Raw genomic sequence first — 25402 nt, 5'->3', positions numbered from 1 at the left:
CTATTTAAGTCACGGAGTGACTAGTCAAGAGTCACGCGGAGTCACGTTCGGTCACGCTCCCGTGACTTCTTTGGTCACCGGTTCGGTTTGACGTTCAGCCGGGCAAACCGAACCGCGCCGATCTTGTTTGCATTGGACCGGATTTCACTAGCGCCGATCTCGGCGCTGCGGCCTTCTGTATCTTCCTCGATTGATGCGTCTACGATGATCAACTCATCGTCTTCTTGCAGAGCATCAGCGAACGCGCCGATTGCTTCGATTGCTGCTGCTTGCAGATTCGCCAGACGCTTCATTTTCTTGTTCTCTTCGATCCACACCGTATCCGCGTCTCGGGTCTGATCGAATGCCAAGAATGCGTCCGGACGGCGTAGCAGCCCATCATGTAGTGGAGGCAGCAGGCCGTGATCATGAGCGGCTTTTGCATATTCCTGTACCGTGACCATATCTACTCGCTTCGCGCGGCCAGCACGCCAGCGTGCGAGCGTCGCGCCAGCGTCACCTGAGACATCCTTTTCTCCGTTCAGTTCGCGCTGCGAGCCGATCTGCAAGATGCGCTCAAGTTCCGAGAGAGGCAGTCCACTGTATTGCTCCATCGCGCGCACGAAGCGTCGTGCACGCTCTACATTTGCTTCCCTCTTGCTTTGCATGATCATGTTCGATTCAATGTCCAATATTTCATCTTATCGACCGTACGCCGCAGGCGCAACAGTCACTTGCATAACGTTCGATCATGCGTGCAGATGACATGATGCGGCTCTTTTCTGCCTGACGTGTTGTCAGGCCGTCAAGCGCTGTTGACCGGCGGTCTCCAGATCGCTACGCAGCTGTGCATCGCCGCTGCCAGCCGGCGTCTCGCTGACATTGCGCTTGGCCTTGCGGCGTCGCGCCGGCTTTGACTCGTCCAGGCGCGCTATCGCTTCACTCACGGCGCGCGCATGGGTTTTGAAGTGCTTCTGTGCGAGGCGTTCGACAAGGTCTTCAAACGTGTAGTCTGCTTCGTCGCGCATCTTCTTCAGAGCCGGAGCCATCAAGTCCAGCGCCTCGGCTTTCGTCTTCTTCCTTTCCTTGGGTGGTCCTGACAGCACCCAATCAGTCAGTTCGCTGATGTTCTCGTTTGTATAGCCGTCGCTTTCGACGTCGCGCTTTAGCTCGCTCATGCGTTCGTCCTTTCTTGCAAGTCTCGTCTCTTGCGCTGTGCAGGAGATCGTGCGGACGGCATCTTGTCGGACGTTCGCTGCCGTGTCTCCCCGCCAATTAATAGTCCCATCACGGAAATATTGGCAGGGTGAATTCCATCGGGGAAACCTTGAGGATGCCAATCCAACAGGGTCATGCGGTAAGGATCAAGGTGTATCCCAAGCGGCTCTAAATCGGCTTTCAGCCGCTTTAGTTCCACTTGTGATCAAGGAGCCTCGCTTCGCTCATTCCTTGCCTTGCGCCTGCCGCGGGCTGGGTTCAGGAGTGCTGATCCTGAAGGAGTTTTTCTTGATGGATGCGGATGTTGACGGAGGATTGAATGGCGAGACGGTTTGGGCCACGGCCCAAAGATTTGGCTGAGTTGCGAACCCAACGCACGACCGTTTGGATGACGCACGCTGAACTGGCAGGGCTTGATGCTCGTCGCGGCTCAATGTCACGAAGCGAGCGATTGCGCACCGCCGAAGAGGGCGCCAAGCCGGTGCTTCCTGCGCCTCTTGTGCCGACCGTGAATCGCGAAATCTGGGGCGAACTGGCCCAAGGCCCAATGTCCAATTTGCACCAGCTAGTTAAGCATGTCAACGAGCTGGAGCGTCTTTCACCTGGTCAAGGGTTGCGTCATCTGGCTGGTCGGCTGAATGAGGTGATCGAAATTGCGCACGGGCTGCGCGACGGCCTGATCGGTGTCCATGGCGGCCTCACAGGGAGGTCGCTTGGTCGCTAATGAAGTGATCGGGTACGGCTTCCGCGGGGTAGCTGAGTACATCGTTTTCGAGAAAGAGACCGTCGCGTCAAACGAATCATTTTTTCAACTTGCACAGCCTGTAGATGGAACCCATGGACGACCCTTTGAACTCCCCAGAATTTCAGATCACGAGTCCCGTTTTGCGGGCCTTAGAGCCAGCAGATCGACCAAACCCGCAGACAGCCTGTCAGGCCTGTTCCGGCGCCGTCTGGTTTCTCTCAAAGACCAGCCTTGCTTGTTATTGCCGAATCATGCACATCCAGACTTGGAACTCGGACAGCCCAACGCCGCTAATGGGTTGCGACGGCCAAGTGCTGGCAGAGGAAGAGCAGGAAGCGCGCGGCTAGACGATCGCGAGGTGCGCGGCGAGTTCATTGGCGGCACGCTGATCGGAACTCCGCGGGAAATGTCCCGCCAGGCTGCTCCATTTCGCGCTGCGCGGACGGATGCCAAGGCGCCGGTGATGCATTACTCGCTGTCGCTAGAGGCCGGCGACGAGCGCAAAACCAAGGAGGAATGGGAGGCAATGGTCCAGAGCTTCCTGGACAAGATGGGCTTCGATCACAAACGCGGAGCCTGGGCCAGTTGGATTCATCGCGATACCGACTTCGACCATGCCCACATTGTTTTTCTCCGAAGCATGGGAGATGGATCACTTTGGAATCGTGAGTTCTCGGCACGCAGGGCCATCCAAGCTACCGCAGAAATCGAGCGCGAATTTGGTCTGCTGATGCACGACCGAACGCCCAAAAAAGAGAAGAGAAATCTCACCAGAAATGAAAAGGAACTTGAGCAACAACTCGGAAAGGCAGGTAAGAAATTGAACAAATCTGAAATCACAAAGCAAATCGATTCGGTCACGGAGAGGCTGCGAGCTGAACACCCGGCAGGGTACAGCCTGGCGCAATTCAGTGAGGCCCTGAAAGGCCATGGTATTGACGTTGAGGCCTACGCCCCGAAAGGCCGCATGTCCGGCCTCAAATATGCACGCGACGGGATGTGGATCAGCGCCAGCAACCTGGGCTCTGCCTACTCTCACAAGGGCCTGTTTGAGCGCGGTTTGAGCGATCCTGAGAAGACCGTACAGACATCGGCCGATACGCCTGCGCCGGCTGAATTGAAAAATACACCTGCTCAGGCTGAGCAGGCTGGCAAGGCCGAGCAGGGAAACACCTGGATCGGGGGCTCGAGCGTTGACGCCGCCCCTTTTAGCTTGAAGGATATCCAGGAACGGGAACGGGAACGGGAACGGGAACGGACACAGGCGAAGCAGCGTCAGCGTCAGGCTTCCGCAAACCGCGAGGCATTGGGCGACCTGTTGGACGGCGTCGACGAGGCATTTCGCTCGCGTCTAGACCGTGACGCCGCCGAGCTGGGCGAGGAATACAGGGTGTCGGTCATGAAGAGGCAGAAGGGGCTGGCGGCCCTGCTTCTTCAGTTGCCCGTCCACGCCGTCCGTGTGGCCATCGGTGGCCTGGTCAACTTCTTGATCCGCTTGGTCGAGCGGGTCTTTGGTCTTCCTCCCGAATCGCTCGGGCGTCTTCAGGTTCCAAAATTCGAAAACACAGTCGATGTGCCCGTCGGCTTGGTGCCACCGGCACCACCGCGCCCGGACGCCGACGCCACGGAGCTGAAGCGTCGGGCCATTGCTTTGAAGGCTGTAGATACTGTGCTCGAGCAAGCCTGCACTTCGATAGAGAAGCAAAGGCCCAACCTTTTGCCTGGTCGAACCGTGAAGGATGCCGAAGTCCAGGCCGCACGCGCCGACGTTTTCGAATCCATCGAGAAGTCTCGCCATGATGAAGATCTGGACGACGATGAGACTTACGAGCAGGAGCGCCTACGATGAGCCAGCCGGACGATCTGGATGCCTTGTTGGCGTCTTTACTGATCGCCCCAGTGTCGGCACCGGAGCCGGAACTAGAGGTCGAGGCCACGCTGGCCTCGGTCGTGACCACGGCCACACTGCCCCTGCCTGAACTGCCGGCCGAGGCTGCTGCCGCTGTGGCGGCGCTACGCACCTGGCTGGATTTGGCCGAACCTGGTACAGCCTGGGAGCCCCTTGTGTTTGATCCACCGGCGCCGGCGCCAGAGCAGCTAGACCCTAATACGCTGCTTGAGCTGGCTGCAGCCCGTGCCTGGCGATCGGGAGACCACGAGGCATATGACAGGGCCTTGGCACGTTTGCCGGCAGACCGTGCCCAGCACCACCGTCGGATGGCGGAAGTATGTGAGAGGTCGAGGTTGCGCAGTGAGGCGCAGAGGCTTTCCAATAATAAGTGTCGCCTCGAATGAGTACTGCTGAAAACCAAGATGCGGGGCGCCTCAGCCGCAAGCGGCTGATCGAGCTCTGGCGCGCTCTTGGGAAACGTCCGCTACGGACACTTCCCTGCGCATGCCATCCCATCAGGGGTAGCGCAAGCCGCGATGCGGCATGCGCAACAGCCTCTCACTCACAGACCTCGGCGCTCTCTTCGGGTTCCGCTATCAATGGTCACGCCAGCCCGCACGCGGGCCGCGCTACGCGCTCTGTCATGCCCATTGCGGCGCTACCCCCTACGGGAAAACAGTCCTTCGCCCTCATCACCCCCAAGTGCCCCCCGCTGCGCTATGAGGGGGGCACTTGGGGGGGATGCAAGACGGGCGAAGGCCCGTTTTCTCATGCACACCACCCAACCCACCCCCAACCCCCGCCCTGCTGGCGGGGGCTTTCTCCCCCTTCCGTCCCCCTCCGGGGGAAACGAGGAGAGACCCGAGCGAGAGGATGCATTTTTAACCCCGGCGCTGCGGCGCCAACAACCGCAGCAGTGCTGCAAGAGAGATCAGAATGAAAACCACAACACCGAACATCAGTTCAAGCCAGCTTGACTGGAAGACTGCCAAGAGGCTCTTGGCCGAGGGCTATGGCTGCTTCCCCGAAATCTTCGAGGCATTGGAGGCAGACGGAAACGGCTGGGAGGTCTCGATCTCAATCCGCGAGCCAGACTCCATTTCTCCATCCCGAGAGGGACTTTGGATTCTTGACACACCAGGGGGACGCGACAACAAAAAGTGGCCAACGTTGGATGCGGCACGCAAAGCGATCCGCGAGGCCTTACCAGCGGCCGACGAATCGGGTGTCACTGTGCATTTCGCCAACTGCTGACTTATTGAACTCTTATAGGAGCGATCTACAAATGATGACCAATGACATGACCCCTGAACAGATTCAGACTGCAGCGCGCGAACGCCGCGCGCGGCTCCTGAAATTTCACGTTGAATACCTGGCCGAGGTGCGCGAGGCCGCGCCGACCTGGGTGGATGTAGCTGACGATATGCACGAAGTGGTCCACGACCCTCAAGCCTGTGAACTTTTGGCTGAGACTGCGCCCGACGAAGGCTATCTTCGCGGGTACTGGGTAGGCCGCGCAGCGGCCCTGCATGAAATCTCCTCGCTGACCGGGCGCGGTGTGGATAGTGGGGAGTCGGGCGAATGAAAAAATTATCCATAGCCGTGGCCGCCATGCTGGTGTCCGTTGGGGCAAGCGCCCAATGGGCTGTCTTTGACACACAGGCGGCCAGGGGCCTACAGACCATTGTCGATGCGCTGCGGAGCAGTGGGCAAGTCAGCGCATCCGTTCAGTCCAAGTCAACCGAGCAGGTTGCCAATGCTGTGACCGATGCGCACGCCACCGACGCAATGCGTCGGGCTGAGCGCGACTACCAGATACAGAACGCTTGTGGAGCCATTGCCGGCACACGTGGCGCGGCCGACATCAGCCGGGTCAACGACCCGAATGGAACCTTCCACCGCCGAATCGGCGCCCCTCCAGGTGCCTCTCCATCCATGACAAAAGCCATCAACATCGCAAGCGGTGTCGAGTCACCTCCACCTGTTGAGGTGCAGTCGTCACTGGCAGTAAAGGGGGCTTGCGAGACCTTCGTCAATCGCGCAGGCGTTCGAGGTGCAGCCTGCGAAAGCAGCGGCACCAGCCCGCGAGTTGGCATCCAGGCAGAGGAGGATGCAGACATCAAGAGCGAAACCCTCTTCCGAGGTGCCGCAAAAGCCGGTGAAGTTCCTCGCAAAAAACTGACGATCCAGGCTAGCGACCAGCAGCCGGAATACTTCGCGTTGGCCGCACTTCGTCGCAACTTGTTCCAGCCTCTGCAACTGCGTACCCTGACGGCTGGTGAGCTGCAGACCGGCCCGGGCCGTCAGTACACCACTCTGAAGGATTCCTTCGAGGCCCGGTCAAGCATGGCCTCCTATCCCTTCGACTCCTTCGTGGAGCGTCGCATTGAGAACAAGACCACCGTCGGCGCCATCGATCAGATGCTGAACAGCCCGGTCGATGCTGGCTATGTACAGAACTACCTGCAGACCAACGGCCTGACGGAATGGCGGACCCGGGGCATCAGCCCTGACGAGCTGCAGAATTTGGAGGTCGAGCGTCGCTACATGAACCTGGACTGGCACAAGAACCTGGCCAGCCAGCCAGGTGCTCCTGTCATGAAGGAGCTGGCGGTCATGAAGGCCCACGACCAGACCATGATGCTTCGACTTCTCGATGGCGTGTCACGCGCCAACGTGGCCGCAGGCCAGATCGCCTCCACTTTGAACCGCATGGAGATGACGCCGCAGCTCAACGCGCTGCACGGGGCCGCCGCGGGTGCAAACCGATAACAGGCTCCCGCAAGCGCAACGGATGGCTGTGCTTCAAAAGTGGTGGTTCACTCCAGCAAGTGCGGAATGGTGTTTTTTCGAAGCGTAAGGTAAAGTTACATCTCGTTACACATCAATAGGCAGGGGAGAGGGCAATGAAATGGGTTGTGGCAATCGTGTTGATGGCCGAGCTTTGCGCATGTACTTGGCTCGCAGGGCAAATGGTTCTAGGTCAAACCACCATCCCAGAGCGACTGCATCCCGCCCTCTACTGCATCCTTTTCGGCGGCGTGGGTGGGTGTGTTTACTGCCTGCGCGGCGTCTACCTAAATTCGGCCGTTCGTAACCAGTGGAGCAATAGCTGGTTAATCTGGTACTTCATTCGACCAGTGGTCAGCTGCGTAGTCGGCGGCATCAGCTTTTTGTTCGTGAACTCAGGACTACTTCTTCTGGGGGCCGCGAAGAACCCCGACGCAAGTCAACTCGGTGTGTGGGCCTTGGCCTTTCTGGCAGGTCTCAACGTGGATAAGTTTGTTGAGAAGTTTGAGGGCATAGGGAAGTCGATTTGGGGCGTCGAACCTTCGAGGCAGTCGAGATCTGAGCAAAAAAGTGATTCAACAACGGGGAGCGAGGGATGACTGATTTCTACGAGATCGACTTTTGGGACGTCGAGTCCGACAAGAGTGGCGATGCAATTTCGATGCGATATAGCATCGGTGGGCAGACCTATGTGCACGTCATCGACGGCGGGTATCTGTCAACCGGAGAGCGTCTCGTTCAGAACATCCAGAAATACTACGACGGAGCGAAGAAAATCGACCACGTGGTCGCGACACATAACGACGGTGATCATGCCGCTGGCTTGCGACCGATCTTGGAAAACTTCGAAATTGGCACTCTTTGGATGTTGAGGCCTTGGGAATATAGTGAGGAATTGCTCGATAGATTTGAAAACTACGAGTCGGCAGAATATTTACGCCGCAAGCTGCGTTCTCTTTATCCGAATCTGGCAGCACTCGAGGATATAGCCAACGAAAAGGGCATCGATATACGAGAGCCATTTCAGGGACAAATGATAGGTGCGTTTAGCGTCTTGGCGCCGACGAAGGCCCGCTTCTTAGACCTCGTTGTGGCCTCAGAGAAGACGCCGGAGATCGCCGCAGACGACCCCATGGCTAATAAGGGCGGTCTCGCAGGACTATTTGAAACAGCTAAGAAGGCGGCGAAGGAGTTCGTCAAGGCGCTGTGGGGTGACGAGGTGTTCTCGCCCAAGGAAACCAGCGCTGAGAACGATATGAGCGTAGTTCAGTTCGCCAACTTGACAGGTGACCGCATCTTGCTGACCGGCGATGTGGGGCGTGGCGGACTAACGGAAGCGGCCGATTACGCTCCCAATGCCGGACTCACCCTGCCTGGAATAGACAAGTTCCAGGTGCCGCATCATGGTTCACGACGGAACGTCTCGTCTGAAATCCTCGATCGATGGCTTGGACCGAAGGTGCCGGAGAACCAGGCAGGTACGAAGTTCAAGGCCTACATCAGCTCTGCTAAAGCGGACGTACACCATCCTAGAAAGGCGGTCGTTCGCGCCGTATACCACCGCGGTGGCAAGGTATTCGCAACCGAGGGCCAATCAATTCGGACCATTCGGAATGCTCCCGCACGGGAAGGCTGGGGCAGCGTGACGCCAATTGAGTACCCAGCCGAACAGGAGCACGACTAGCTTGGGCGAAATACGGTCGCGCACTAGTTTGCGCCTGATGCGTTAATCTCAAGTCCGTGGTGTGCCCCAGCTGGGAGGAGGTGATTTCGCCTTCTGCTACGAGCGCTGGGGCCGGCTTGTGACTATGCTCAATGACCGCCGCCCTTAGTTGCCGCAACGACCTCTGGTCAAACGTGAGAGGTTCCTGGGTATTGTCAGCAATTTCCGCGACAAATGGTCAGGTCAACCGGAATACGCGCTTGATCATAGTTCTGCAAGAACTTTGCCCAGGGTGTCGCGCAGCTGGATCTTCATAACCTGGCCAGTTACAAAGGCGCTCATGGGCGTGTAGCTAGCTCCAGTGACGAAGACAAAGGCGCGCACGCGGAGATCTGGGCGAAACATCACGCCGTCAATCAGATTGCCCTTTTTACGTCCGGCTTCAATAGTGCGCGTCAGTACCTCATCTTGAACCTTGAGAAGTCCGAACTGATCGCTGTTATCGAACTCCATGAAGAAAGAGCGGTCATCTTTGAAGCCGAGTTTGCTGTGGTTGGATCGGTACTGCCCGGTCATTTGATCGCGAACCTGGGTTCCTGCGAAGAATGGAACTGGGAAGCCTTTTTGATTGAAGTCGTACTCACCAAGATGCGAATCGGCACCGTATCGTGGTAGTAGGTCCGGCAGGTCGAAATAGACATATCGCTTATCAGCTACAGAGCTGGCTTCGGCTTCTGCCTTCGCCTGGTACTGTTTCACCATGTCCTGTCGCTTGAACGCGTCTTGTTCGTTGGCGATCGTGCTCGATTTGCTGGCGACCTGTGCCCAATCATCGGCCGACATCTTGTACTGGCCAACGAAATAGGCCACCAGCTGGTGGCCAGAGTTCAGTTCGACGTACTCATCCAGAGGCTTGCTCTTGTCGCCCATTTGGCCGACCGGCATAGTCGACTGTTCCACTGGAGCGGTGGCGGGTGCGGCCTTGGACATTTCTTTGACGGGCGGCAAACTCATCAGAGGCGCAGGGTCCTTTCCGCACGCGGAAACGAGTATTGCCAAGGTGGCCTGAGCGAGAGTCGTCTTGAAATTCGTTGTCATGGAGTATGTACCTGGGAAGTTTAAAATTTCAATTTGTACCATATATGCGGGTGACTAAATGCGGCTGAGATTTGACAGTTCCGCATGCGCAAAGAAACAGACCAAACCCTATTGAAGGCGTTAGCAGTGGAGGTGAAAGCCAGACGAGCAGATCTCGGCATCTCTCAAGAAGAGTTGGCCTTGAGGGCTGAGGTCAACCGTACATTCGTGGGCAAGATCGAACTTGCGCAGAATCAACCAACCATCACAGTCTTGCTACGACTGGCCGAAGGCCTGCAGACGCCACTCCCGGAGCTGATCGAGTCGGTTCTCAAACGGAGGGCCAAAGAAATGCGGTCGGTGCGGAAGAGGCCCTAGTCCTTGCAATCAAATCGCGTGGATTTCCAAAAATCAACGCAAGGCTTGTCAGCGCTAAGCCCCTCACGTGATCTGTTGACAATTGAATCTGCATGAGCTGCACCGACAAGAAGGGCTCCAGTCGCAAATCGGTTCTGGGAGCAGTGGGTGTAGATACCCTGTAGCATGGCCTCATCACGGAGTCCATTGGTGCGTCGGCAGGCTTCGTAGACCGTTGGAAGCCTGGTGTCATGTGAAAGACGTTGAATGGCCAGCTCCGTCGCGTTGTAGATCGCTGACCAGGCATCTCGGCATTGCTCGCTATTGAGGTAGGAAAAACCATGCTCTGCAGTGTCGGCTGTGTTCACGTCGACCAAGTGGCGATAGGCAGGGCTCGTGGCAGTGATTCTTCTGTCCAGGTATCGCCAATCGCTAAAGAAAGATTCGTCTGGGGTAGGCAGATCCACGGGGACAAGTACCGCGCCGGATTCTTCGCGGTATTGTCTTGCCGCAAGCGATTCAAGATTGCTACGACTCCCACTGTCAAAGTCTGGGAACGACTCGGGCGGTATCTCCATGAAGATGACCTGCGGTCGAACGCTCCGAAGTATGTCTAGCAGTGCAGAAGCTGTTGCGCGACCGATCTCCTCGTGAACAGTGCCAATCAGGGAAATCTGCGACATTCCTGCCTCCAAAGATGCTGAATGGTCGGAAGCGTGAAATTGCGAAAATATCGCCATTATTCAGTTTCGTTGCCAACGCCGCTACCGCGCTGGGCTCAAAGTGGTCTTCGGCTGGACCGGCGACGACTTCGTCACGGTAATCTGGGAATTCAAACGGCGGGTGGTGTAGATGCTGATTTGCTACTGACTGCTTTTGCGGCGAAGTCTTTGACTTGCTCAGCAAAACCAGGAACTGCCTTTATGGCCTCCTTTACAACGTCGGAGTCTGCAAGCGCATGCCAGGGGCTGCCATGGTTATGCGAATCCATGACGCGTAACGGTAGTTCGTCCAGACGTGACAGGGCTGAATTCATGAGGCGGGCTTCCATGTCCTTGTCAAACCGAGCGGTTTCACGCCTGAAACCTTCATAGGTGCGCGCCACCGAGGCTTTGAACGCGTAGTCTTCAGACAGTTTGAAACTCTGGCCAATTTGCTTGGTCGCTAACCAGGCAAACCAAACGGGCCCGGCCACTGAAAGAAGTGCCAATACGAAATTTGCGCCTAAAGCACCGGTCCCAATCTGCGGGTCTTTAATGAGCGATGTAATTGAGTGAAGCTGAATTGCGCCCAAGATGCCGCCTATGATCAGGGCCGAAATCAATCCACCAACCCACAGCCACATGGACTTGGATAAGGCTTCGGAGCGCTCACCAAATGCTGCTGCCAGCCCGACACTTGTAGACGCGGCATATGCAGTTTCACATCGCTCTAGCACCGACTTGGATTCGTCATCACGCTTTTTCAGCATTTCTTTGAGCTCAATGGCAAATTCCTTGATTCCTTTGAGTTGGGTCATATCCTCGCCCGCGTCCTTGAGGGTGTCTTTGAGTTGTTGTCGCGCCTCGGACAAATCCTGAGACACCGCAGGCAGTTGATCGGCGACGTTGTAGGCATTTTCAATCCGCTGCACCATGTCGGCCAGTTTTGTTGTCCTTGGGTCAAGATTAGTAAGACGTGCTTCCATCGCATGCACTTGTTCTTTGGTGCGTTTGAGCGAATGGCTTACCTCGTCAGGGTCGATTGGTTTCATGGACGTTAGTAAGGCCGTATGCAGCCCATCCATCGTTGATAAGTAGGCAGCCACTGACAGACCACCATTGCCGCCCCAGAATTGCGGTATGGTATTTGCGCGCAAGAAATCTAAGCGGCGTATGTAATCAGTTAGCAGGGGTTCATTGACGACTTTATCCTGTCCCCTCTCGGCGATCAGGTTCTTTATAGCGCGTGCAACACCTATGAGTTCTGGTCTTCCTAAACCAGGAAAACTCCAGTTGCCATGGGCAATGCTGATTGGTTCATCACTGGGAACAGAAGCTGTAATTTGCGCTTCCACTTCGGTGACCTTTGCAACTAGCTGGGTCAAAACGGGGTGCAGTAGTGTCGCCATGAATCCCTCCTGAATATTGATTTTGATAACGCAATTTGTAACAGCACCTACTCAATTGGCCGTGTAACTAAAAGCAGACCGCTTCAGACTTCCAATAAGTGGGTGAGTTGGACCTAAAGCTTTTAACATTTTGAGTGGATATTACCTTTGCATGGTACATGCCTAGCTGTGCGAAAGGGGATGCAAGATATCTGCGAGCCCTCTACACCGACCCCAAAGAGCTCAACCTACGCAATCGCATCGCCCACAGGCTGGCCAGCCCGGAGATATTGAATCGCGGCGCCGCCAACTGGGTCATCCACTCCCTGCTGGCCATTCGCACTTACGCGCACCTGAAGAAGTAGCTTACTGCCGAGGACCGCTGAAGGCCGTCGCTTCGTCAATCCGTTTGCCCTTTCAAGGTTGCGATCAAGCGACCATGCGCAATGGCATTGGGTGGTCAGCTACAGCTAACTTATCTAGATAGTCTGACCACACTTGCATCATTTCCCGCCGCTGTGCCAAGTGCTTTGTCCGGTTGTATGCCCGCCCCAAAGTGTCTTTAACTGAATGGGCAAGTTGGGCCTCAATCACATCCGTATTGAAGCCAAGTACCTCGTCGAGAAGGGTCCGGGCCGTCGCACGGAAGCCGTGCCCGGTTATGTCCTCCTGAGTGTCGAATCCAAGGCGCCGCAGGGCTCCATTGACTGTGTTCTCCGACATTGGGCGCTCGTGGTCTCGCTCGCCCCTGAACACTAGACCGCCCCCGTCTTCGCGACGCGTCAACGGCGCCAATTCTTCCAGCAGGGTCACGGCTTGGTGGGCGAGGGGAACTATGTGCGGATCTCCGTTGAGCTTGCCGGCCTTTTTTCGTTTCATTCTGACCGCCGGAATGGTCCACGTGCCGCTGTCAAGGTCGATTTCTTCCCAGCGTGCCTGCCGAAGCTCGCCAGGGCGCACCATCAGCATGGGGGATAGCTGCAGGGCGGTACGGACGATGAGCGTGCCTGAATACCCTTTGAGAGCCCGCAGCAGGCCCCCCAAGGAATCAGGGTCTGTGATCGCGGCCATGTGCTTGGTCGTGGGCTTTTTGAGTACCTGGCGCAGATGGGCCGCTGGATCCTTGTCCACCAAGCCTGAGGCGATGGCGAACCGGAAGACCATGCTGATGGCGTCACGCATGCGGTGCCCGGTCTCTAGGGCTCCCCGGTCCTGGATCCGCTTGATCGTGCCGCGCACGTCCTGGGCTTCAATCTGCTGGATTGGAAGTTTTCCCAGCCAGGGGAAGACATCTTTCTCCAGCCGGGAAATGATGCGGAAGGCGTAGGCCTCAGCCCATTCCGCCTTTCTCGTCTCAAACCAGGCACGGGCAACCGTCTCGAAGTCGTTGGCGGCGGCCACGGCGGCTCTGGCCTTGGCCTGTCGCTTCACCGTGGCTGGATCTTGCCCGGTAAGACGCAGGCGCTTGGCGTCCAGGTGCTTCAACCTGGCATCGGCCAGGCCGACGGCGGGGTATGGGCCATAAGAGAGGTCCGTCCGTTTGCCGTTGGACCCTGTAGTCTGCCACTGCCAGTACATACCGCCAGCCTTGTTGACTAAAAGTGACAGGCCATTGCCATCGGTGTAGCGGCCAGGGACGGGGTTGCGGCGCAGGGCCTGAAGCTGTTTCTCGTAAAGCGGCATTTCGACTCCTTTTCAGAAAAAATACGTGAAAAGGAAATAGCGATCAAGGAAACCGAGGTTTTTTGTGGTGTGTGGGCCTTTTCGGGGTGTCCAATTGCGCCTACCAAATTTGGTAATGAACAAAAGCACTTCGCGGAAACGCCAAGTGCTTTTTTGTTGCCTGTTGCCGGGGAAAAAGAAAACCCAGCCGTTTGAAGGGCTGGGTTTGAACCATCTCGTGATGGCCTGCCAGGGAGGTAACGCAGGTGGGCGTCAATTCGCCGCAGCCCCAAGATAGGCTTATGCCGCAGACAAGTCTGTGCGTTCGGTAACAATTTGAGCGAGTTCTTCGCTTGGGCGGGGGGGCTTCCAGGTGCGGTGTAGCCCTCAAATGAAAACCCGGCCTCATAGGGGCCGGGTTTTTGTCCCTGCTCGCAGGGACTGCCAGAATCGGGGTTCTGGTCATCAGGCTTTCGCCTAACCAAATAATAGGCACAGGCGGCCGGTTTTCTTTGCGATAAATCAAAGAAGCGCAGCGGGCAATGCGTGCGTCGATGGACTAGAAACCGAACATGCGTTTGGGGTTGTCCCACATGAGTTGTCTGCGCTCTTGGGCAGTGAGGTAGTTTTCCCAGCGCTTGAGCATGGGGCCGTAGTCCAGCCGGAATGGTGCCTTCAGGTAGGGCCAGTCGGAAGCCCACACGCAGTTTTGCAGACCAAAAGCCTGTATCAACGCGTCCCAGTAGCTGCGTGCGTCATCAAACGGAAAACCCTGCGCGGAAAACTTGGCCTCTCCTGAGAGCTTGACCACCGCCCGGCCTTCACGGCCCATTGCCAGCAGCGCCTGAAAGCCAGCTTGCTCGGTACCCTTGGCTCCAACGGGTCTGCCGCAATGGTCAAACACCATGCGTACCTGTGAACCCTGTAGGTACGGAAGCAAGTCCAGCAACTGGTCCGCTTCCACCTGAAACTGCGCCCACAGGTCCAGCTTCTCCAACTTCTGCAGCAGCGTTTTCAGATCCGTCGCATAGTAGGGCAGGCCGTTGAGCGCAATGTTGAAGGCAATACCCACGACGCCCTGGTCCTTGAATGCCTGCAGCGATTCGACGGAGACGTCATTTGGAACGACCGCCACGCCTTTGAAGCGTCCTGCTCCAGTGGCAATGGCGTGCAGCATGCAGCGGTTGTCCAGGTTATAGCCAGAGTTGGGGCCTACCAGAAGGGCATGGCGCACACCGTAGCAGGCCATGACCTGCTCCAGGCTGTTCTGGTCGCCAATTTCCTGACCCTGCGGTCGGTACAACACGTCGGGCGCGTAGGGAAAGCGAACCGGGTCCAGAATGTGGCAGTGCCCGTCAATCTTGGGCTCGGCGAAGAAGTCCACGCTCAGAACGTGGCCATGATCGCCTGGCGCAGCTCGTCGGTGATTTCGGGCATGACGCCAAACCAGGCCTTGAAGGCGGGGCGCGCCTGGTTGAGCAACATGCCCAGTCCGTTGACGGTCGCGTTGCCGCGCAAGCGTGCTGCCTTGAGAAGCGGTGTTTCCAGCGGGATGTAGATGGCGTCCGACACCAGTGCGGTTTGTGGCAGGCGGTCCAGCTGGATATCCAGATCGGGTTGGCCATGCATGCCTTGGTTGGTGGTGTTGACCAACAGCGCAATGCCGCTCAGGGCTTCATGACGCTCATCCCAGTCATATACCTGCACGCCGGAACCGAATTCATCGGCCAACGCCTGCGCTTTGGCACGTGTGCGGTTGATCAGACGAACCTCAGTGGCACCCTCGTCCAACAGACTCAGCACCACGGCGCGCGCAGCCCCGCCAGCGCCCAGGACCGTGGCCGGGCCAGCGTTGGCCTGCCAGTCGGGTTTGGCATCGCGCAGACACTGGATGTAGCCGAATCCGTCGTTGTTGAATCCATGCAGCGCTCCCTCCGGGCTGACCACGATGGTATTGATGGCGCCCATTCGGCGCGCCAGCGGGTCCACAGCGTCCATGAGCTTCATGGCGTCGACCTTGTGCGGAATGGTGACGTTGCATCCTGCCAAGCCCAATGCGGGCAGGCCGCGAATGGCGTCTTCGAGCTTGCCCGGTTGAACCGGAAATAGGCCGTACGCGCCTTGCAAGTCGTATTGGCGAATCCAATGGTTGTGGATGACCGGAGAGCGCGAATGCGCCACGGGCCAGCCCATGACGCCCGCCATTACGAATTTGTTGTGTGCCATCAGACCTGACTCCTTATGTTTTGCTGGCGCCATTATCCGAACATCGGCTCTGTGATGCGCACGCAGGTCGCCATAGTAGCTATAACAAATATGTATTTCATGTGGTGATCTATCTGATTTTTCGGGGCACTCACTCCGGCAGAACGACATGGTGCTCGCCTACCGGGGAAGCCGGAGTCTGCGGGTCTATGGTGTAGTAGTCGCCGGCCTCCGAGGTAAAGAGGTGCGCCGCGATGTGCAATCCCTGAGGCTTATCCAGGCTCCCGGCGGCGATGGAAATCCTTTCCTTGCCAATTTTCTCAAAAAACAAGCTGGAGCCGCACACATTGCAAAAGCCCCGCCGGAATCCGGGTACAGCACTGAACCAGCGCAGGCTCTTTTGCTGTTCCAGGCTGAAGTACTTCCTGCGGCAGGCGGTAGCAGCAACAAAGTGCCCGCTGGTACGGCGGCATTGTTCGCAGTGGCAGGCTATGACGTCGCGCAACGGGCCGTTGACGGTATAGCGAACGCCGCCGCAGAGGCAGCCTCCGGAAATGGTTGATGTCATGGGTATCTCCCGCTGGTGCCGGTAGCCGGAATTTCGGCTCGAAAAGGGCAAATACTAGGGTATTCCTGCGACCGCAGCCGCATATTGATTCCCTAGAATGCGTCGCTCTGCTGTACATTGGCTGCTTCGCAGAGGAAGCACGACACGACATGACAAAGATGGACTCCAAAGAAACATCATCCACTGAACGCGTCATCAAGAAGTACCCCAATCGCCGGCTGTACGACACCGATACCTCCAGCTACATCACCTTGGCCGAGATCAAGCAACTGGTGATGGACAGCGAGCCATTTGTGGTTCGCGATGCCAAGACTGGGGATGATCTGACCCGTAGCATCTTGTTGCAAATCATTCTGGAAGAAGAGGCGCACGGATCACCCATGTTCACTGCACCGGTTCTGGCCAACATCATCCGCTTCTACGGCCATGCCATGCAGGGATTCATGGGCGGCTACCTGGAAAAGAACATGCAGGCGCTTATGGACATGCAGGCGCCCATGGTCAAGGGTGTGATGGGAGCCAATGTGTTTACCCAGATGCAGGAGCAGATGCAAAAGCAGACGGAACAGTTCTTGGGTACCTTTGGCATCAAGCCTTCGGCCTGACAATCCCTGCTGAGCGCCCCCGGCGTGCAAATGCTGGGACAATCGGGGTATGAGCGAAGCATTACCAACTACCGTCCCCACAACCAAAGCGCCCCAAGTCGGGTTTGTCAGCCTGGGCTGCCCCAAGGCGCTGACCGACTCCGAACTGATCCTCACGCAGCTGAGCGCTGAGGGTTACCAGACTTCCAAGACATTCCAAGGCGCTGACTTGGTCATCGTCAACACCTGCGGCTTCATCGACGAGGCCGTGCAGGAAAGCCTGGACACCATCGGCGAGGCGCTTGCAGAAAACGGCCGCGTGATTGTGACCGGCTGCCTGGGCGCCAAGGCAGGTCATGGTGGCGGCAATCTGGTGCGCGAAATGCACCCCAAGGTTCTGGCCGTCACCGGCCCGCATGCCACGCAGGAAGTCATGGACGCGGTGCACACCCACCTGCCCAAACCGCACGACCCGTTTGTGGACCTGGTGCCCAATGCGTTTGGCGTGGCCGGCATCAAGCTCACGCCGCGTCACTATGCGTATCTGAAGATCAGCGAAGGCTGCAACCACCGCTGCACCTTCTGCATCATTCCCAGCATGCGAGGCGATCTGGTATCACGCCCCGTCGGTGATGTGCTGACTGAGGCCCGTGCCCTGTTTGAAGGTGGAGTGAAGGAGTTGCTGGTGATCAGCCAGGATACGTCTGCCTATGGTGTGGACGTGAAATACCGCACAGGGTTTTGGGATGGCAAACCGGTCAAGACGCGCATGCTGGAGCTGGTGCAGACCTTGGGTGAGTTGGCGCAACCTTACGGCGCCTGGGTGCGCTTGCACTATGTGTACCCTTACCCCAGTGTGGATGAAGTACTGCCTCTAATGGCCAGCGGTTTGGTTTTGCCTTATCTGGATGTGCCTTTGCAGCACAGTCACCCGGACGTGTTGCGTCGCATGAAGCGTCCGGCCAGTGGCGAGAAGAATCTGGAGCGTATTCAGCAATGGCGTGCGGTGTGCCCGGAGCTGGTGGTGCGCAGCACTTTCATTGCTGGGTTCCCAGGAGAAACCGAAGCCGAATTTGAGCACCTGCTGGAGTTTCTGGAAGAGGCACAGATTGATCGCGCAGGGTGCTTTGCCTATAGCCCGGTGGATGGCGCTGCTGCCAACTCCTTGCCTGGCATGTTGCCCGCGGAACTGCGCGAAGAGCGACGCGCCCGCTTCATGGAAGTGGCAGAACGCGTATCTGCTGCGCGGCTCCAGCGCCGTGTGGGTGCAACCATGCAGGTGCTGGTGGACTCGGCGCCTGGGTTGGGCAAAAAAGGTGGTGTGGGCCGCAGTTACGCGGACGCTCCCGAGATCGATGGAGTGGTGCGTTTGCTGCCGCCGGAGAAAATCAGCAAGACCATGAAAGTGGGGGAGTTCACCAAGGCACGCATCGTCAGCGCGCAAGGCCACGATCTGGTGGCACAGCCCATTTGATGGCTGCGTTGTTGCAACGCACGCAGGCAACAAAAAAGCCGCTCTTTTGGAGCGGCTTTTTGTTTATCTGCATTACCATTGTTGGTGCCCAGAAGAGGACTCGAACCTCCACGAAGTTACTCGCTAGTACCTGAAACTAGTGCGTCTACCAATTCCGCCATCTGGGCATCTCAGGAAAGAAAGGTATTGTATCAAAAATTTTAGCCAACCCAGCACTCTGCTGGAAGAAATTGAAGGAATTGTTCAGGGACATCGTGATGGACATGGTTTCGTGTCCCGAGATGACGGTGCTCCCGACATCTATTTACCCCCCAACGAGATGCGCGCAGTACTGCACAAGGACCGTGTCAAGGTACGTATTGTCCGCAGCGACCGCAAGGGCCGTCCCGAAGGACGTGTGGTGGAAATCGTGGAGCGTTCCACGCAGCCCATCATTGGTCGTCTGTTGCAGGAAAGTGGTGTCTGGCTGGTCGCACCCGAAGACAAGCGCTACGGCCAAGACATTCTGATTCCCAAGGGCGCAACCAGTGTGGCCAAGCCGGGGCAGGTCGTGGTGGTTGAATTGGTGGAACCTCCGGCACTGTTTGGTCAGCCTGTGGGGCGCATCAAGGAAGTGTTGGGCGAAGTGGATGACCCGGGCATGGAAATCGAAATTGCGGTTCGCAAGTACAGCGTTCCGCATGAGTTTTCCCAGGCTTGTGTGGCATTGGCCAGAACGTTGCCGGACAGCGTGCGTCCAGGTGACCGTGCCAACCGAGTTGACCTGACCGATATTCCGTTGGTCACCATTGACGGTGAAGATGCGCGCGATTTTGACGATGCCGTGTATTGCGAACCTTTCTCCAAGGGCCGCGGACGCAATGCCGTCAAGGGCTGGCGCCTGCTGGTGGCAATTGCCGATGTGAGCCACTATGTGGAAACCGGCAGCGCAATCGACGTGGATGCCTATGACCGCGCCACCAGTGTGTATTTTCCGCGGCGCGTGATTCCCATGCTCCCGGAAAAACTCTCCAATGGCCTGTGTTCATTGAATCCGGAGGTGGAACGCCTGTGCATGGTCTGCGACATGTTCGTGACTGAAGACGGCGAGGTCTCGGCCTACCAGTTCTACCCCGCGGTGATGTGGAGCCACGCACGCTTTACCTATACCGAAGTGGCGGCCATATTGGGCAATACCAAGGGTCCTGAAGCCGTCAAGCGCAAGGACCGGGTGAACGATTTGCTGAATCTGCATGGCGTATTCCAGGCCCTGCTGAAGTCACGGCAGAGGCGTGGTGCGGTGGACTTTGAAACCACCGAGACGCAAATCGTCTGCGATGACAATGGTCGCATCGAAAAAATCGTTCCGCGTACTCGCAATGTGGCGCATCGCGTGATCGAAGAGGCCATGCTGGCTGCCAACGTGTGCAGTGCGGATTTCATTGCGCAAAGCAAGCATCCGGGCCTGTTCCGCGTGCATGAAGGGCCCACGCCCGAGAAGAAGGAAATCCTGCGCAATTACCTCAAGGCCATCGGCCTGGGTATGACCATCAGTGATGATCCGTCTCCCGGCGAATTCCAGGCCATTGCGGTGGCCACCAAGGACAGGCCGGATGCACAGCAGATTCACTCCATGTTGTTGCGCTCCATGCAGCAGGCTATCTACACGCCCATCAACAGTGGTCACTTCGGTCTGTCGTTTGACGCCTACACCCACTTCACCAGTCCGATCCGTCGCTATCCGGACCTGCTGGTGCACCGGGTGATCAAGTCCATCCTGTCGGGCACGCGTTATCAATTGCCAACCTTGCCCATGCCGGGCGAGGCGCATGCCAAATTGTCCCGGCGCCTGGAAAAAGGTCTGGCTTCCAAAGTCAAGGATCCAACCGAAAAACCGCGCAAGGCCAGCGCCGAAGGCTTGGCATGGCAGGCCGCGGGCCTGCATTGCAGCGCCAATGAGCGCCGCGCGGATGAAGCCAGCCGCGACGTGGAAGCCTGGCTCAAGTGCAAGTACATGCGTGAGCATTTGGGCGAAGAGTACGGCGGCGTGGTGACTTCTGCCACCAGCTTTGGCCTGTTCGTCACGTTGGACGCCATGTATGTAGAGGGCTTGGTGCACATCACCGAACTAGGCGGTGAGTACTTCCGGTTTGATGAAGCGCGTCAGGAACTGCGTGGAGAACGTACGGGCACCCGTTACGCCATCGGCACACGCGTGCGCATCCAGGTGAGCCGCGTGGACCTGGACGGACGCAAGATCGACTTCCGCCTGGTGAATGAGAACGACGGTTTGACCGGTCGATCCTCCGGCGATAAGCCCGGTATGCGGGAAAGCAAGGTGCGTGCGCCCTTTGCGGACCGTTTTGAGCCGGAACCTGGTGGCCGCGCACCGGCCTTCAAGGTGGAGTCGCGCAAACGTGGTGCCGCTAAATCCGGCCGCTCCGAAAAATCAGCGACCGGCAAATCGGCGGGGCGGTCGTCGACTGCCTCCAAAAAGTCCACCCGCAAGCGCTAGGCCAGGCGCGACGTCAGAGGCGCTGGCAGAGTTCGGAGGCGTGGAGCACCGGACCCTGCCAGTGGTCCGCGGCAAGGCCGTGGCGGTATACCGCTGCGCGTGCAGCCTCCTGGGCCCCATGTCCCTGCGCCAGATAGGCGCCCGTCAAGCCCGCAAGCACATCTCCCGTGCCGGCCGTGGCCAGTTTGGCGTTTCCGGTCGGGTTGATGTGCGGCATTGAATGGGGTGCGGCGATGATGGTCCCCGAGCCCTTGAGTATCACTACACATTGGAAGCGTTCAGCCAGTTGGCTAGCTGCACCCAGTCGGTCGGATTGAACGGCGTAGGTGCTCGTGCCTAGCAACCGAGCAGCCTCCAGCGGATGGGGCGTCATCACGGTGCAGTTTGGCTTGCGCCGATGGACCTGCACCTGCAAGTCGGGGCTTTGGGCGATCTGGTTGAGCGCATCGGCATCCAGCACCAGTGCGCACGCTTCGCGCACTAGCTGGGGAAGTTGCGCAGAGATAGTGCCGCCCCCGCCACAGCCTGCGACGACCGTAACGTCCGACCAGTCAAGGCTGCCCAATGGACGAAACATCAGTTCAGGAAAATGAACATCCAGTGCAGCCGCTTGCTCGTCCAACATACATACATATATGCGGCCTGCGCCACCATGCAAGGCGCCGCGCGCGGCCAGCAGTGCCGCTCCGGTCATACCTTGCGCGCCCCCGACTACAGCCACATCGCCATAGCTCCCCTTGTTGCTGGCATGGGGGCGGTGAATGACGGGTGGCGGGCCGGACAAGACAGCTTGTGGTGAAGCAACCTCTGCAACCCCGAGGTCATTGAACCAGATCTCGCCGCACGCATCCCGCCCGGACGCGGTGAACAGACCAGGCTTGAGTGTGAGCAAGCTCAAGGTGAAGTCCGCGACCACATGCACGTCCTGTGTGGATCCGTGATCCGCGTGCAGGCCGCTGGGGATATCGACAGCGATGGTGGGTGATGCCGACGCGTTCATGTACTCCACCCAATCCGCGTAAGGAGCTGCAATGGGCCGTTGCGCGCCAATTCCAAATAGTGCGTCCAGGCAGACATCAAACTGGGGCGGCACCGTGGACTGCATGGTGACACCCGCTTGCCGCGCGGTCTCCCAGGCTCGGCGTGCATCTGCAGGTCCCTTGAGCGGGTCATGCACCAAGCTGACAACCGGTTGCTTGCCCCACTGCAGAAGATGCATGGCGGCTTCCATCCCATCCCCGCCATTGTTGCCTGGGCCGCATGCAATCCAAATGACTTTTGCGTGGGGCGCTAGTGCCAGGGCGAGCCGGGCAAGTGCCAGGCCTGCAGTTTGCATCAGCGGGATGGCGCCAGATTGGCTGGCGTACAAGCTTTCCAGCTTGCGGGCATGCTCCACAGTGTGCAATGGCCAGGCACGTTGTGAGTACGCGCTATTTGCGCGGACTATGCGTTCAGAATTCGTAGACATCGCCTTCACGCGCCAGGCGGACATCCAGACCTTGGGCATTGTGTGCATGGTCTTGCAGTGCCGCCGCAAAGACGGTTTCCAGCGCATCGTCGCTGCGAGTGGGTTCATGGTGGGTGCAGAACAGCACCTTGGCACCGGCGGCCTTGGCGATGCCTATGCTGCTACCGTAGGTGCCATGTCCCCAGCCCTTTTTGCTGGCGTATTCCGCATCGGTATAAGAGCTGTCGGCAATCAGAACATCCACGTTTCGTATGGCGTCGTAGATGGATTGGTTCTTCTCGTCCACGAACACTTGGTATTCGTCATACCCTTCCTCACCAGGCTCGTAGATGTTGTAAGGCGGCTCATGGTCGCCCGTAAAGAAAACCGATTTACCGTTGCACTCTACGCGGTAACCAAAGTCAATGACCGGATGATTGAGCAGACAAGGAGTCACTTTGGCGGAGCCCACTTGCACGGTCTCATTCGGCGTTAAGGTGACGTATTCGATGCGCGCTTTCATTTCGGCTTCGCGAACAGGGAAGTAGCTGTACTGCAGCTGTACCGACATCACCTGTTCAATGCCTTTGCCTGAGACCGGGTCGAAGCCACCATGCAGGCGCAGCGTGTTGCCCGGAATGAAGTTGGGAATGAACAGGGGCAGGCCCTGGATGTGGTCCCAATGCGAATGCGTAATCAGTACGTTGGCCGTGACCGGCAACTCCGCCAGCAGGGCTTGCGAGAGCGGGAAGATGCCCGTGCCTGCATCCAGAATGATGAGTTCATTGTTGTCGGTGCGAATCTCGATGCAGGTGGTGTTGCCGCCATAACGAACAGTCTTGGGGCCCGGGCAGGCAATGGATCCGCGTACGCCCCAGAATTTGACCTTCATCGTGCTCGCCTCATAGTTTCGCGAAAATTTTGGCCTCTTCGAAGAGGGCGTTCAGGTCGCCCATCGAGGCGATGACTTCGTCCAGGGTTCCGCCCAGGCGCTTTTGTACTGCGGGCGGAAGCTCATCAAAACATGGATTGCCTCCGAACCCAAACTGCAGCTTCTTGCTGATCTGATTGGCCGCGAATACGCATGCAATCATGTCCGTATCTTTCAGATTGTCCGGGTTCTGGCGGCCAATGGTTTCTATCAGGGCGGGCGCAAAACGCCATTTTTCAGCCAGCATGGCCCCCACCACGAAGTGATCAACGCCGATGTGCTTTTGCAAAGCCTTGTGCAGAGGGGTTTGGGTGGCCTGGCTTTCTTCCAGCGCCGCTTTGAATTCGTTGGACATGAATTGGGCAAACACCACTTTCCCAAAGTCGTGCAGCAGTCCGGCAATAAAGCAATCCATCGGGTCGGCGTCATCCACCTTGTGAGCCAATTGCTTGGCCAATCCGGCCGTCGCCAGGGAATGCAAAAGATATTGCTGCACGTCAAAACCCGAGGCGTTGTCCTTTGGCAGCATGCCGATGGCCGCAATGCTGAGTGCCAGGTTCTTGATGGTGTTGAAGCCTAGGTACACCACTGAATGGCCGATAGATGTGATCTGCTTGGGAAGACTGTAGTAGGCCGAATTCACCACCTTGAGGATCTTGACCGTGACCACCGGATCCTTGTCGATCACGTCCACCAGATCCTTGGGCGTGCTGTTTACGTCACGGGTGAGTTCCAGAATGCGTTGCACGCTCTTGGGAAAGGCAGGCATACCGTCAACGGCGGCAGTCAGTCGTTGGGAAAGTTCAGGGCTCATAGCGTGGCTTTTTATGTTTTGTCCATTGTGTCAGCTAGTGGCACGGGAGCAAAGCGATTTCACCTTTGAAAGCGCCCGGGGTGTAGTCTGCTGATATCCAGTTCGGTCTGTCTGCCGCTCACCAGGTCAGCGATGATGCGGGCCGAACCGGCGGCCATGGTCCAGCCGTTTTGACCATGGCCCAGGTTGAGCCAGATGCCGGGGCCGCTGCCGGGGCCGATCAGGGGCATGCCGTCCGGCGTGAATTGGCTCGCACCCTTCCAAAGTTGCGCATTGCGGCTGAAGTCCGCAGCGCCGGGAAACAGGGTGTTGAGGCTGCGGTATAGCTGCTTGACGGTCTTCTCATCGTTGCCCTGGTTGCGCGAACCTATTTCCGCACCGCCAGCCACGCGCACGCGGGCGCCGATGCGGCTTATCGTGACGTGGTTGCGGCAATCCTGAACGGCGCTGCGCGGTGCGTTCAGGGGCTCACGAATGGGGGCGCTCAGCGAATAGCTCCAAACCGTGGTCAGCGGCAAGGACTGCAAGCCCGGCAATCCCAGAGCGGCACTGCCGGTGCCGGCGCAGGTGACAACCTGGTCGACGTCGTGCGTGACGCCGTCCGCTGTACGAATCTGGATGCCGGACGTGGAGGATATCCCGCTTACTGGCGTACCGAAATGCAACTGTGCGCCGGATTGCGTCAGCTTGTCCTTGAGCAGATGGGCAAATTGCCTGCAGTTGCCGATTTCATCCCCCGGAAAATAGCTGGCCGCGGCAAAGGCGTAGTCCGATTGCAAAGCTGGCTCCAGCGCGCGGGCTTCGGCGGCGGTCAGCACCTGCGAGACCAGCCCGGCTTCCTTGAGAATCTTAAGGCGTTCCTGGTGTTGCGCCAGCTCGGCCTCGGACTGCCACAGCAGCAGGTTGCCCTGGGATTGCTCAAATGCCAAGGCGGCTTGTGTGGCGCGTTTGTGCAATTGCTCCAGGCTGTATGCCGCCAAGGCAAAGGCGGCCGCCAGGTTTGCCGGAAAATCGCGGCCAGGTGTCTTCCAGCCCAGCAGCCATTTCAGGTCGCTCAGACCAAAGCCCTTGCCAACTGAAAGAGGGGACCGGGCAGAGACGGCGCGCAACCAAGCGCCATGTGGCCACGCCGGAAGTGCTAACGGGTGTGACAAGCTGGGCGACAGGTGGCCGGCACAGGCAAAGCTGGCCTCTTGTGCCACTGACGAATTGCGTTCAAATATGCTGACTTCGTGTCCATCCTGCGCCAGCTCGAATGCCGTACACATGCCGACGATCCCGGCGCCAATTACCGCAATTTTCATGAAAACCTATTTCTGCATTCAGGAGTCGGACACGAGGCAGGGAGGAACTGGGGGCAAACCCGTACTTCCATGCTAAAATCCGCGGGTTGTGCAGGTGGTGCGTTTGATAC

General features: G+C 57.9%; 26 protein-coding genes and 1 tRNA gene. 13 read left to right on the top strand and 14 right to left on the bottom strand.

The features are described from left to right. Positions 1-74: 74 nt before the first annotated feature. Both AC1RMF_RS08300 and AC1RMF_RS08295 read right to left on the bottom strand, forming a co-directional pair. Entirely contained in the window at positions 75-653 is a 579-nt protein-coding gene (locus AC1RMF_RS08300) for a hypothetical protein (protein ID WP_493141091.1), read from the bottom strand. Between the two features lie 123 nt (positions 654-776). Beyond that, positions 777-1157: a hypothetical protein gene (locus AC1RMF_RS08295; protein WP_493141090.1), complete on the bottom strand. Its 381-nt coding sequence runs from the start codon at positions 1155-1157 to the stop codon at positions 777-779. 428 nt (positions 1158-1585) lie between these two features. Between AC1RMF_RS08295 and AC1RMF_RS08290 the strand changes: the two genes are divergently transcribed. The 8 genes from AC1RMF_RS08290 to AC1RMF_RS08255 all read left to right on the top strand — a co-directional run bounded on the left by AC1RMF_RS08290 (position 1586) and on the right by AC1RMF_RS08255 (position 8307). After that, positions 1586-1921 carry a hypothetical protein gene (locus tag AC1RMF_RS08290; protein WP_493141089.1) on the top strand — a complete coding sequence of 112 codons (336 nt, stop codon included), beginning with the start codon at positions 1586-1588 and terminating at the stop codon, positions 1919-1921. Then, positions 1911-3791: a relaxase/mobilization nuclease domain-containing protein gene (locus AC1RMF_RS08285; RefSeq protein WP_493141088.1), complete on the top strand. Its 1881-nt coding sequence runs from the start codon at positions 1911-1913 to the stop codon at positions 3789-3791. Before AC1RMF_RS08290 ends, AC1RMF_RS08285 begins: the two co-directional genes overlap by 11 nt. Beyond that, positions 3788-4237 carry a hypothetical protein gene (locus tag AC1RMF_RS08280; protein WP_493141087.1) on the top strand — a complete coding sequence of 150 codons (450 nt, stop codon included), beginning with the start codon at positions 3788-3790 and terminating at the stop codon, positions 4235-4237. Before AC1RMF_RS08285 ends, AC1RMF_RS08280 begins: the two co-directional genes overlap by 4 nt. Before the next feature lie 532 nt (positions 4238-4769). Further along, complete coding sequence (locus tag AC1RMF_RS08275; RefSeq protein WP_493141086.1) at positions 4770-5087, top strand: hypothetical protein; 318 nt, start codon at positions 4770-4772, stop codon at positions 5085-5087. 31 nt (positions 5088-5118) lie between these two features. Beyond that, the gene (locus tag AC1RMF_RS08270; RefSeq protein WP_493141085.1) at positions 5119-5418 is read left to right on the top strand and encodes a hypothetical protein; all 300 of its coding nucleotides are present in this window, start codon (positions 5119-5121) and stop codon (positions 5416-5418) included. Further along, the gene (locus tag AC1RMF_RS08265; RefSeq protein WP_493141084.1) at positions 5415-6605 is read left to right on the top strand and encodes a conjugal transfer protein TraW family protein; all 1191 of its coding nucleotides are present in this window, start codon (positions 5415-5417) and stop codon (positions 6603-6605) included. The genes AC1RMF_RS08270 and AC1RMF_RS08265 overlap by 4 nt, the downstream gene beginning before the upstream one ends. Before the next feature lie 134 nt (positions 6606-6739). After that, entirely contained in the window at positions 6740-7222 is a 483-nt protein-coding gene (locus AC1RMF_RS08260) for a hypothetical protein (RefSeq protein ID WP_493141083.1), read from the top strand. Next, entirely contained in the window at positions 7219-8307 is a 1089-nt protein-coding gene (locus AC1RMF_RS08255; RefSeq protein ID WP_493141082.1) for a ComEC/Rec2 family competence protein, read from the top strand. The genes AC1RMF_RS08260 and AC1RMF_RS08255 overlap by 4 nt, the downstream gene beginning before the upstream one ends. 243 nt (positions 8308-8550) lie before the next feature. Here AC1RMF_RS08255 and AC1RMF_RS08250 read toward each other — a convergent pair whose 3' ends face one another. Then, on the bottom strand, positions 8551-9384 hold the full coding sequence (locus tag AC1RMF_RS08250) for a hypothetical protein (protein WP_493141081.1): 834 nt from the start codon (positions 9382-9384) through the stop codon (positions 8551-8553). Positions 9385-9468: 84 nt separating this feature from the next. On the opposite strand from AC1RMF_RS08250, the gene AC1RMF_RS08245 reads away from it, so the two are divergent. Then, complete coding sequence (locus tag AC1RMF_RS08245) at positions 9469-9741, top strand: helix-turn-helix domain-containing protein (RefSeq protein WP_493141080.1); 273 nt, start codon at positions 9469-9471, stop codon at positions 9739-9741. On the opposite strand, the gene AC1RMF_RS08240 is transcribed toward AC1RMF_RS08245, so the two are convergent. Next, positions 9738-10403: a hypothetical protein gene (locus AC1RMF_RS08240; RefSeq protein ID WP_493141079.1), complete on the bottom strand. Its 666-nt coding sequence runs from the start codon at positions 10401-10403 to the stop codon at positions 9738-9740. The two genes, AC1RMF_RS08245 and AC1RMF_RS08240, sit on opposite strands and share 4 nt — an antisense overlap. Before the next feature lie 149 nt (positions 10404-10552). Then, the gene (locus AC1RMF_RS08235) at positions 10553-11830 is read right to left on the bottom strand and encodes a DUF6161 domain-containing protein (RefSeq protein ID WP_493141078.1); all 1278 of its coding nucleotides are present in this window, start codon (positions 11828-11830) and stop codon (positions 10553-10555) included. A gap of 158 nt (positions 11831-11988) precedes the next feature. On the opposite strand from AC1RMF_RS08235, the gene AC1RMF_RS08230 reads away from it, so the two are divergent. Beyond that, positions 11989-12174 carry a DUF4209 domain-containing protein gene (locus AC1RMF_RS08230; protein WP_493141077.1) on the top strand — a complete coding sequence of 62 codons (186 nt, stop codon included), beginning with the start codon at positions 11989-11991 and terminating at the stop codon, positions 12172-12174. A gap of 64 nt (positions 12175-12238) precedes the next feature. On the opposite strand, the gene AC1RMF_RS08225 is transcribed toward AC1RMF_RS08230, so the two are convergent. The 4 genes from AC1RMF_RS08225 to AC1RMF_RS08210 all read right to left on the bottom strand — a co-directional run bounded on the left by AC1RMF_RS08225 (position 12239) and on the right by AC1RMF_RS08210 (position 16244). Beyond that, on the bottom strand, positions 12239-13492 hold the full coding sequence (locus tag AC1RMF_RS08225) for a tyrosine-type recombinase/integrase (protein ID WP_493141076.1): 1254 nt from the start codon (positions 13490-13492) through the stop codon (positions 12239-12241). 538 nt (positions 13493-14030) lie between these two features. Continuing rightward, on the bottom strand, positions 14031-14855 hold the full coding sequence (locus tag AC1RMF_RS08220) for an amidohydrolase family protein (RefSeq protein ID WP_493141075.1): 825 nt from the start codon (positions 14853-14855) through the stop codon (positions 14031-14033). Between the two features lie 2 nt (positions 14856-14857). Beyond that, complete coding sequence (locus AC1RMF_RS08215; protein ID WP_493141074.1) at positions 14858-15697, bottom strand: shikimate dehydrogenase; 840 nt, start codon at positions 15695-15697, stop codon at positions 14858-14860. A gap of 130 nt (positions 15698-15827) precedes the next feature. Further along, the gene (locus tag AC1RMF_RS08210; protein WP_493141073.1) at positions 15828-16244 is read right to left on the bottom strand and encodes a GFA family protein; all 417 of its coding nucleotides are present in this window, start codon (positions 16242-16244) and stop codon (positions 15828-15830) included. A gap of 149 nt (positions 16245-16393) precedes the next feature. Here AC1RMF_RS08210 and phaR point away from each other — a divergent pair, with 149 nt between their 5' ends. Both phaR and rimO read left to right on the top strand, forming a co-directional pair. After that, the gene (phaR, locus tag AC1RMF_RS08205) at positions 16394-16849 is read left to right on the top strand and encodes a polyhydroxyalkanoate synthesis repressor PhaR (RefSeq protein ID WP_446737920.1); all 456 of its coding nucleotides are present in this window, start codon (positions 16394-16396) and stop codon (positions 16847-16849) included. A 49-nt stretch (positions 16850-16898) separates the two neighbouring features. Beyond that, a complete protein-coding gene (gene rimO / locus AC1RMF_RS08200) occupies positions 16899-18302 on the top strand; it encodes a 30S ribosomal protein S12 methylthiotransferase RimO (protein ID WP_493141072.1) in 1404 nt (467 codons plus the stop codon). 82 nt (positions 18303-18384) lie between these two features. On the opposite strand, the gene AC1RMF_RS08195 is transcribed toward rimO, so the two are convergent. Continuing rightward, a tRNA-Leu gene (locus AC1RMF_RS08195) sits at positions 18385-18469 on the bottom strand. Positions 18470-18519: 50 nt separating this feature from the next. Between AC1RMF_RS08195 and rnr the strand changes: the two genes are divergently transcribed. Next, positions 18520-20796: a ribonuclease R gene (rnr, locus tag AC1RMF_RS08190; protein ID WP_342621128.1), complete on the top strand. Its 2277-nt coding sequence runs from the start codon at positions 18520-18522 to the stop codon at positions 20794-20796. A gap of 13 nt (positions 20797-20809) precedes the next feature. On the opposite strand, the gene AC1RMF_RS08185 is transcribed toward rnr, so the two are convergent. Genes AC1RMF_RS08185 through AC1RMF_RS08170 form a run of 4 tightly spaced genes read right to left on the bottom strand, consistent with a single transcriptional unit; the run spans position 20810 to position 25292 of the window. After that, complete coding sequence (locus AC1RMF_RS08185; RefSeq protein WP_493141282.1) at positions 20810-22264, bottom strand: NAD(P)H-hydrate dehydratase; 1455 nt, start codon at positions 22262-22264, stop codon at positions 20810-20812. Continuing rightward, positions 22248-23135 carry an MBL fold metallo-hydrolase gene (locus AC1RMF_RS08180; RefSeq protein ID WP_342617038.1) on the bottom strand — a complete coding sequence of 296 codons (888 nt, stop codon included), beginning with the start codon at positions 23133-23135 and terminating at the stop codon, positions 22248-22250. The genes AC1RMF_RS08185 and AC1RMF_RS08180 overlap by 17 nt, the downstream gene beginning before the upstream one ends. A gap of 10 nt (positions 23136-23145) precedes the next feature. Continuing rightward, positions 23146-23988 carry an HDOD domain-containing protein gene (locus AC1RMF_RS08175; RefSeq protein ID WP_342617039.1) on the bottom strand — a complete coding sequence of 281 codons (843 nt, stop codon included), beginning with the start codon at positions 23986-23988 and terminating at the stop codon, positions 23146-23148. Between the two features lie 59 nt (positions 23989-24047). After that, positions 24048-25292, bottom strand: coding sequence for an FAD-dependent oxidoreductase (locus tag AC1RMF_RS08170; protein WP_493141071.1), 1245 nt, complete (start codon positions 25290-25292; stop codon positions 24048-24050). Positions 25293-25402: the final 110 nt, after the last annotated feature.

Source organism: Rhodoferax sp. GW822-FHT04A08, assembly GCF_058801025.1.
The sequence above is the reverse complement of the archived record's forward strand: the minus strand, read 5'-3'. Positions and strand labels throughout refer to the sequence as shown.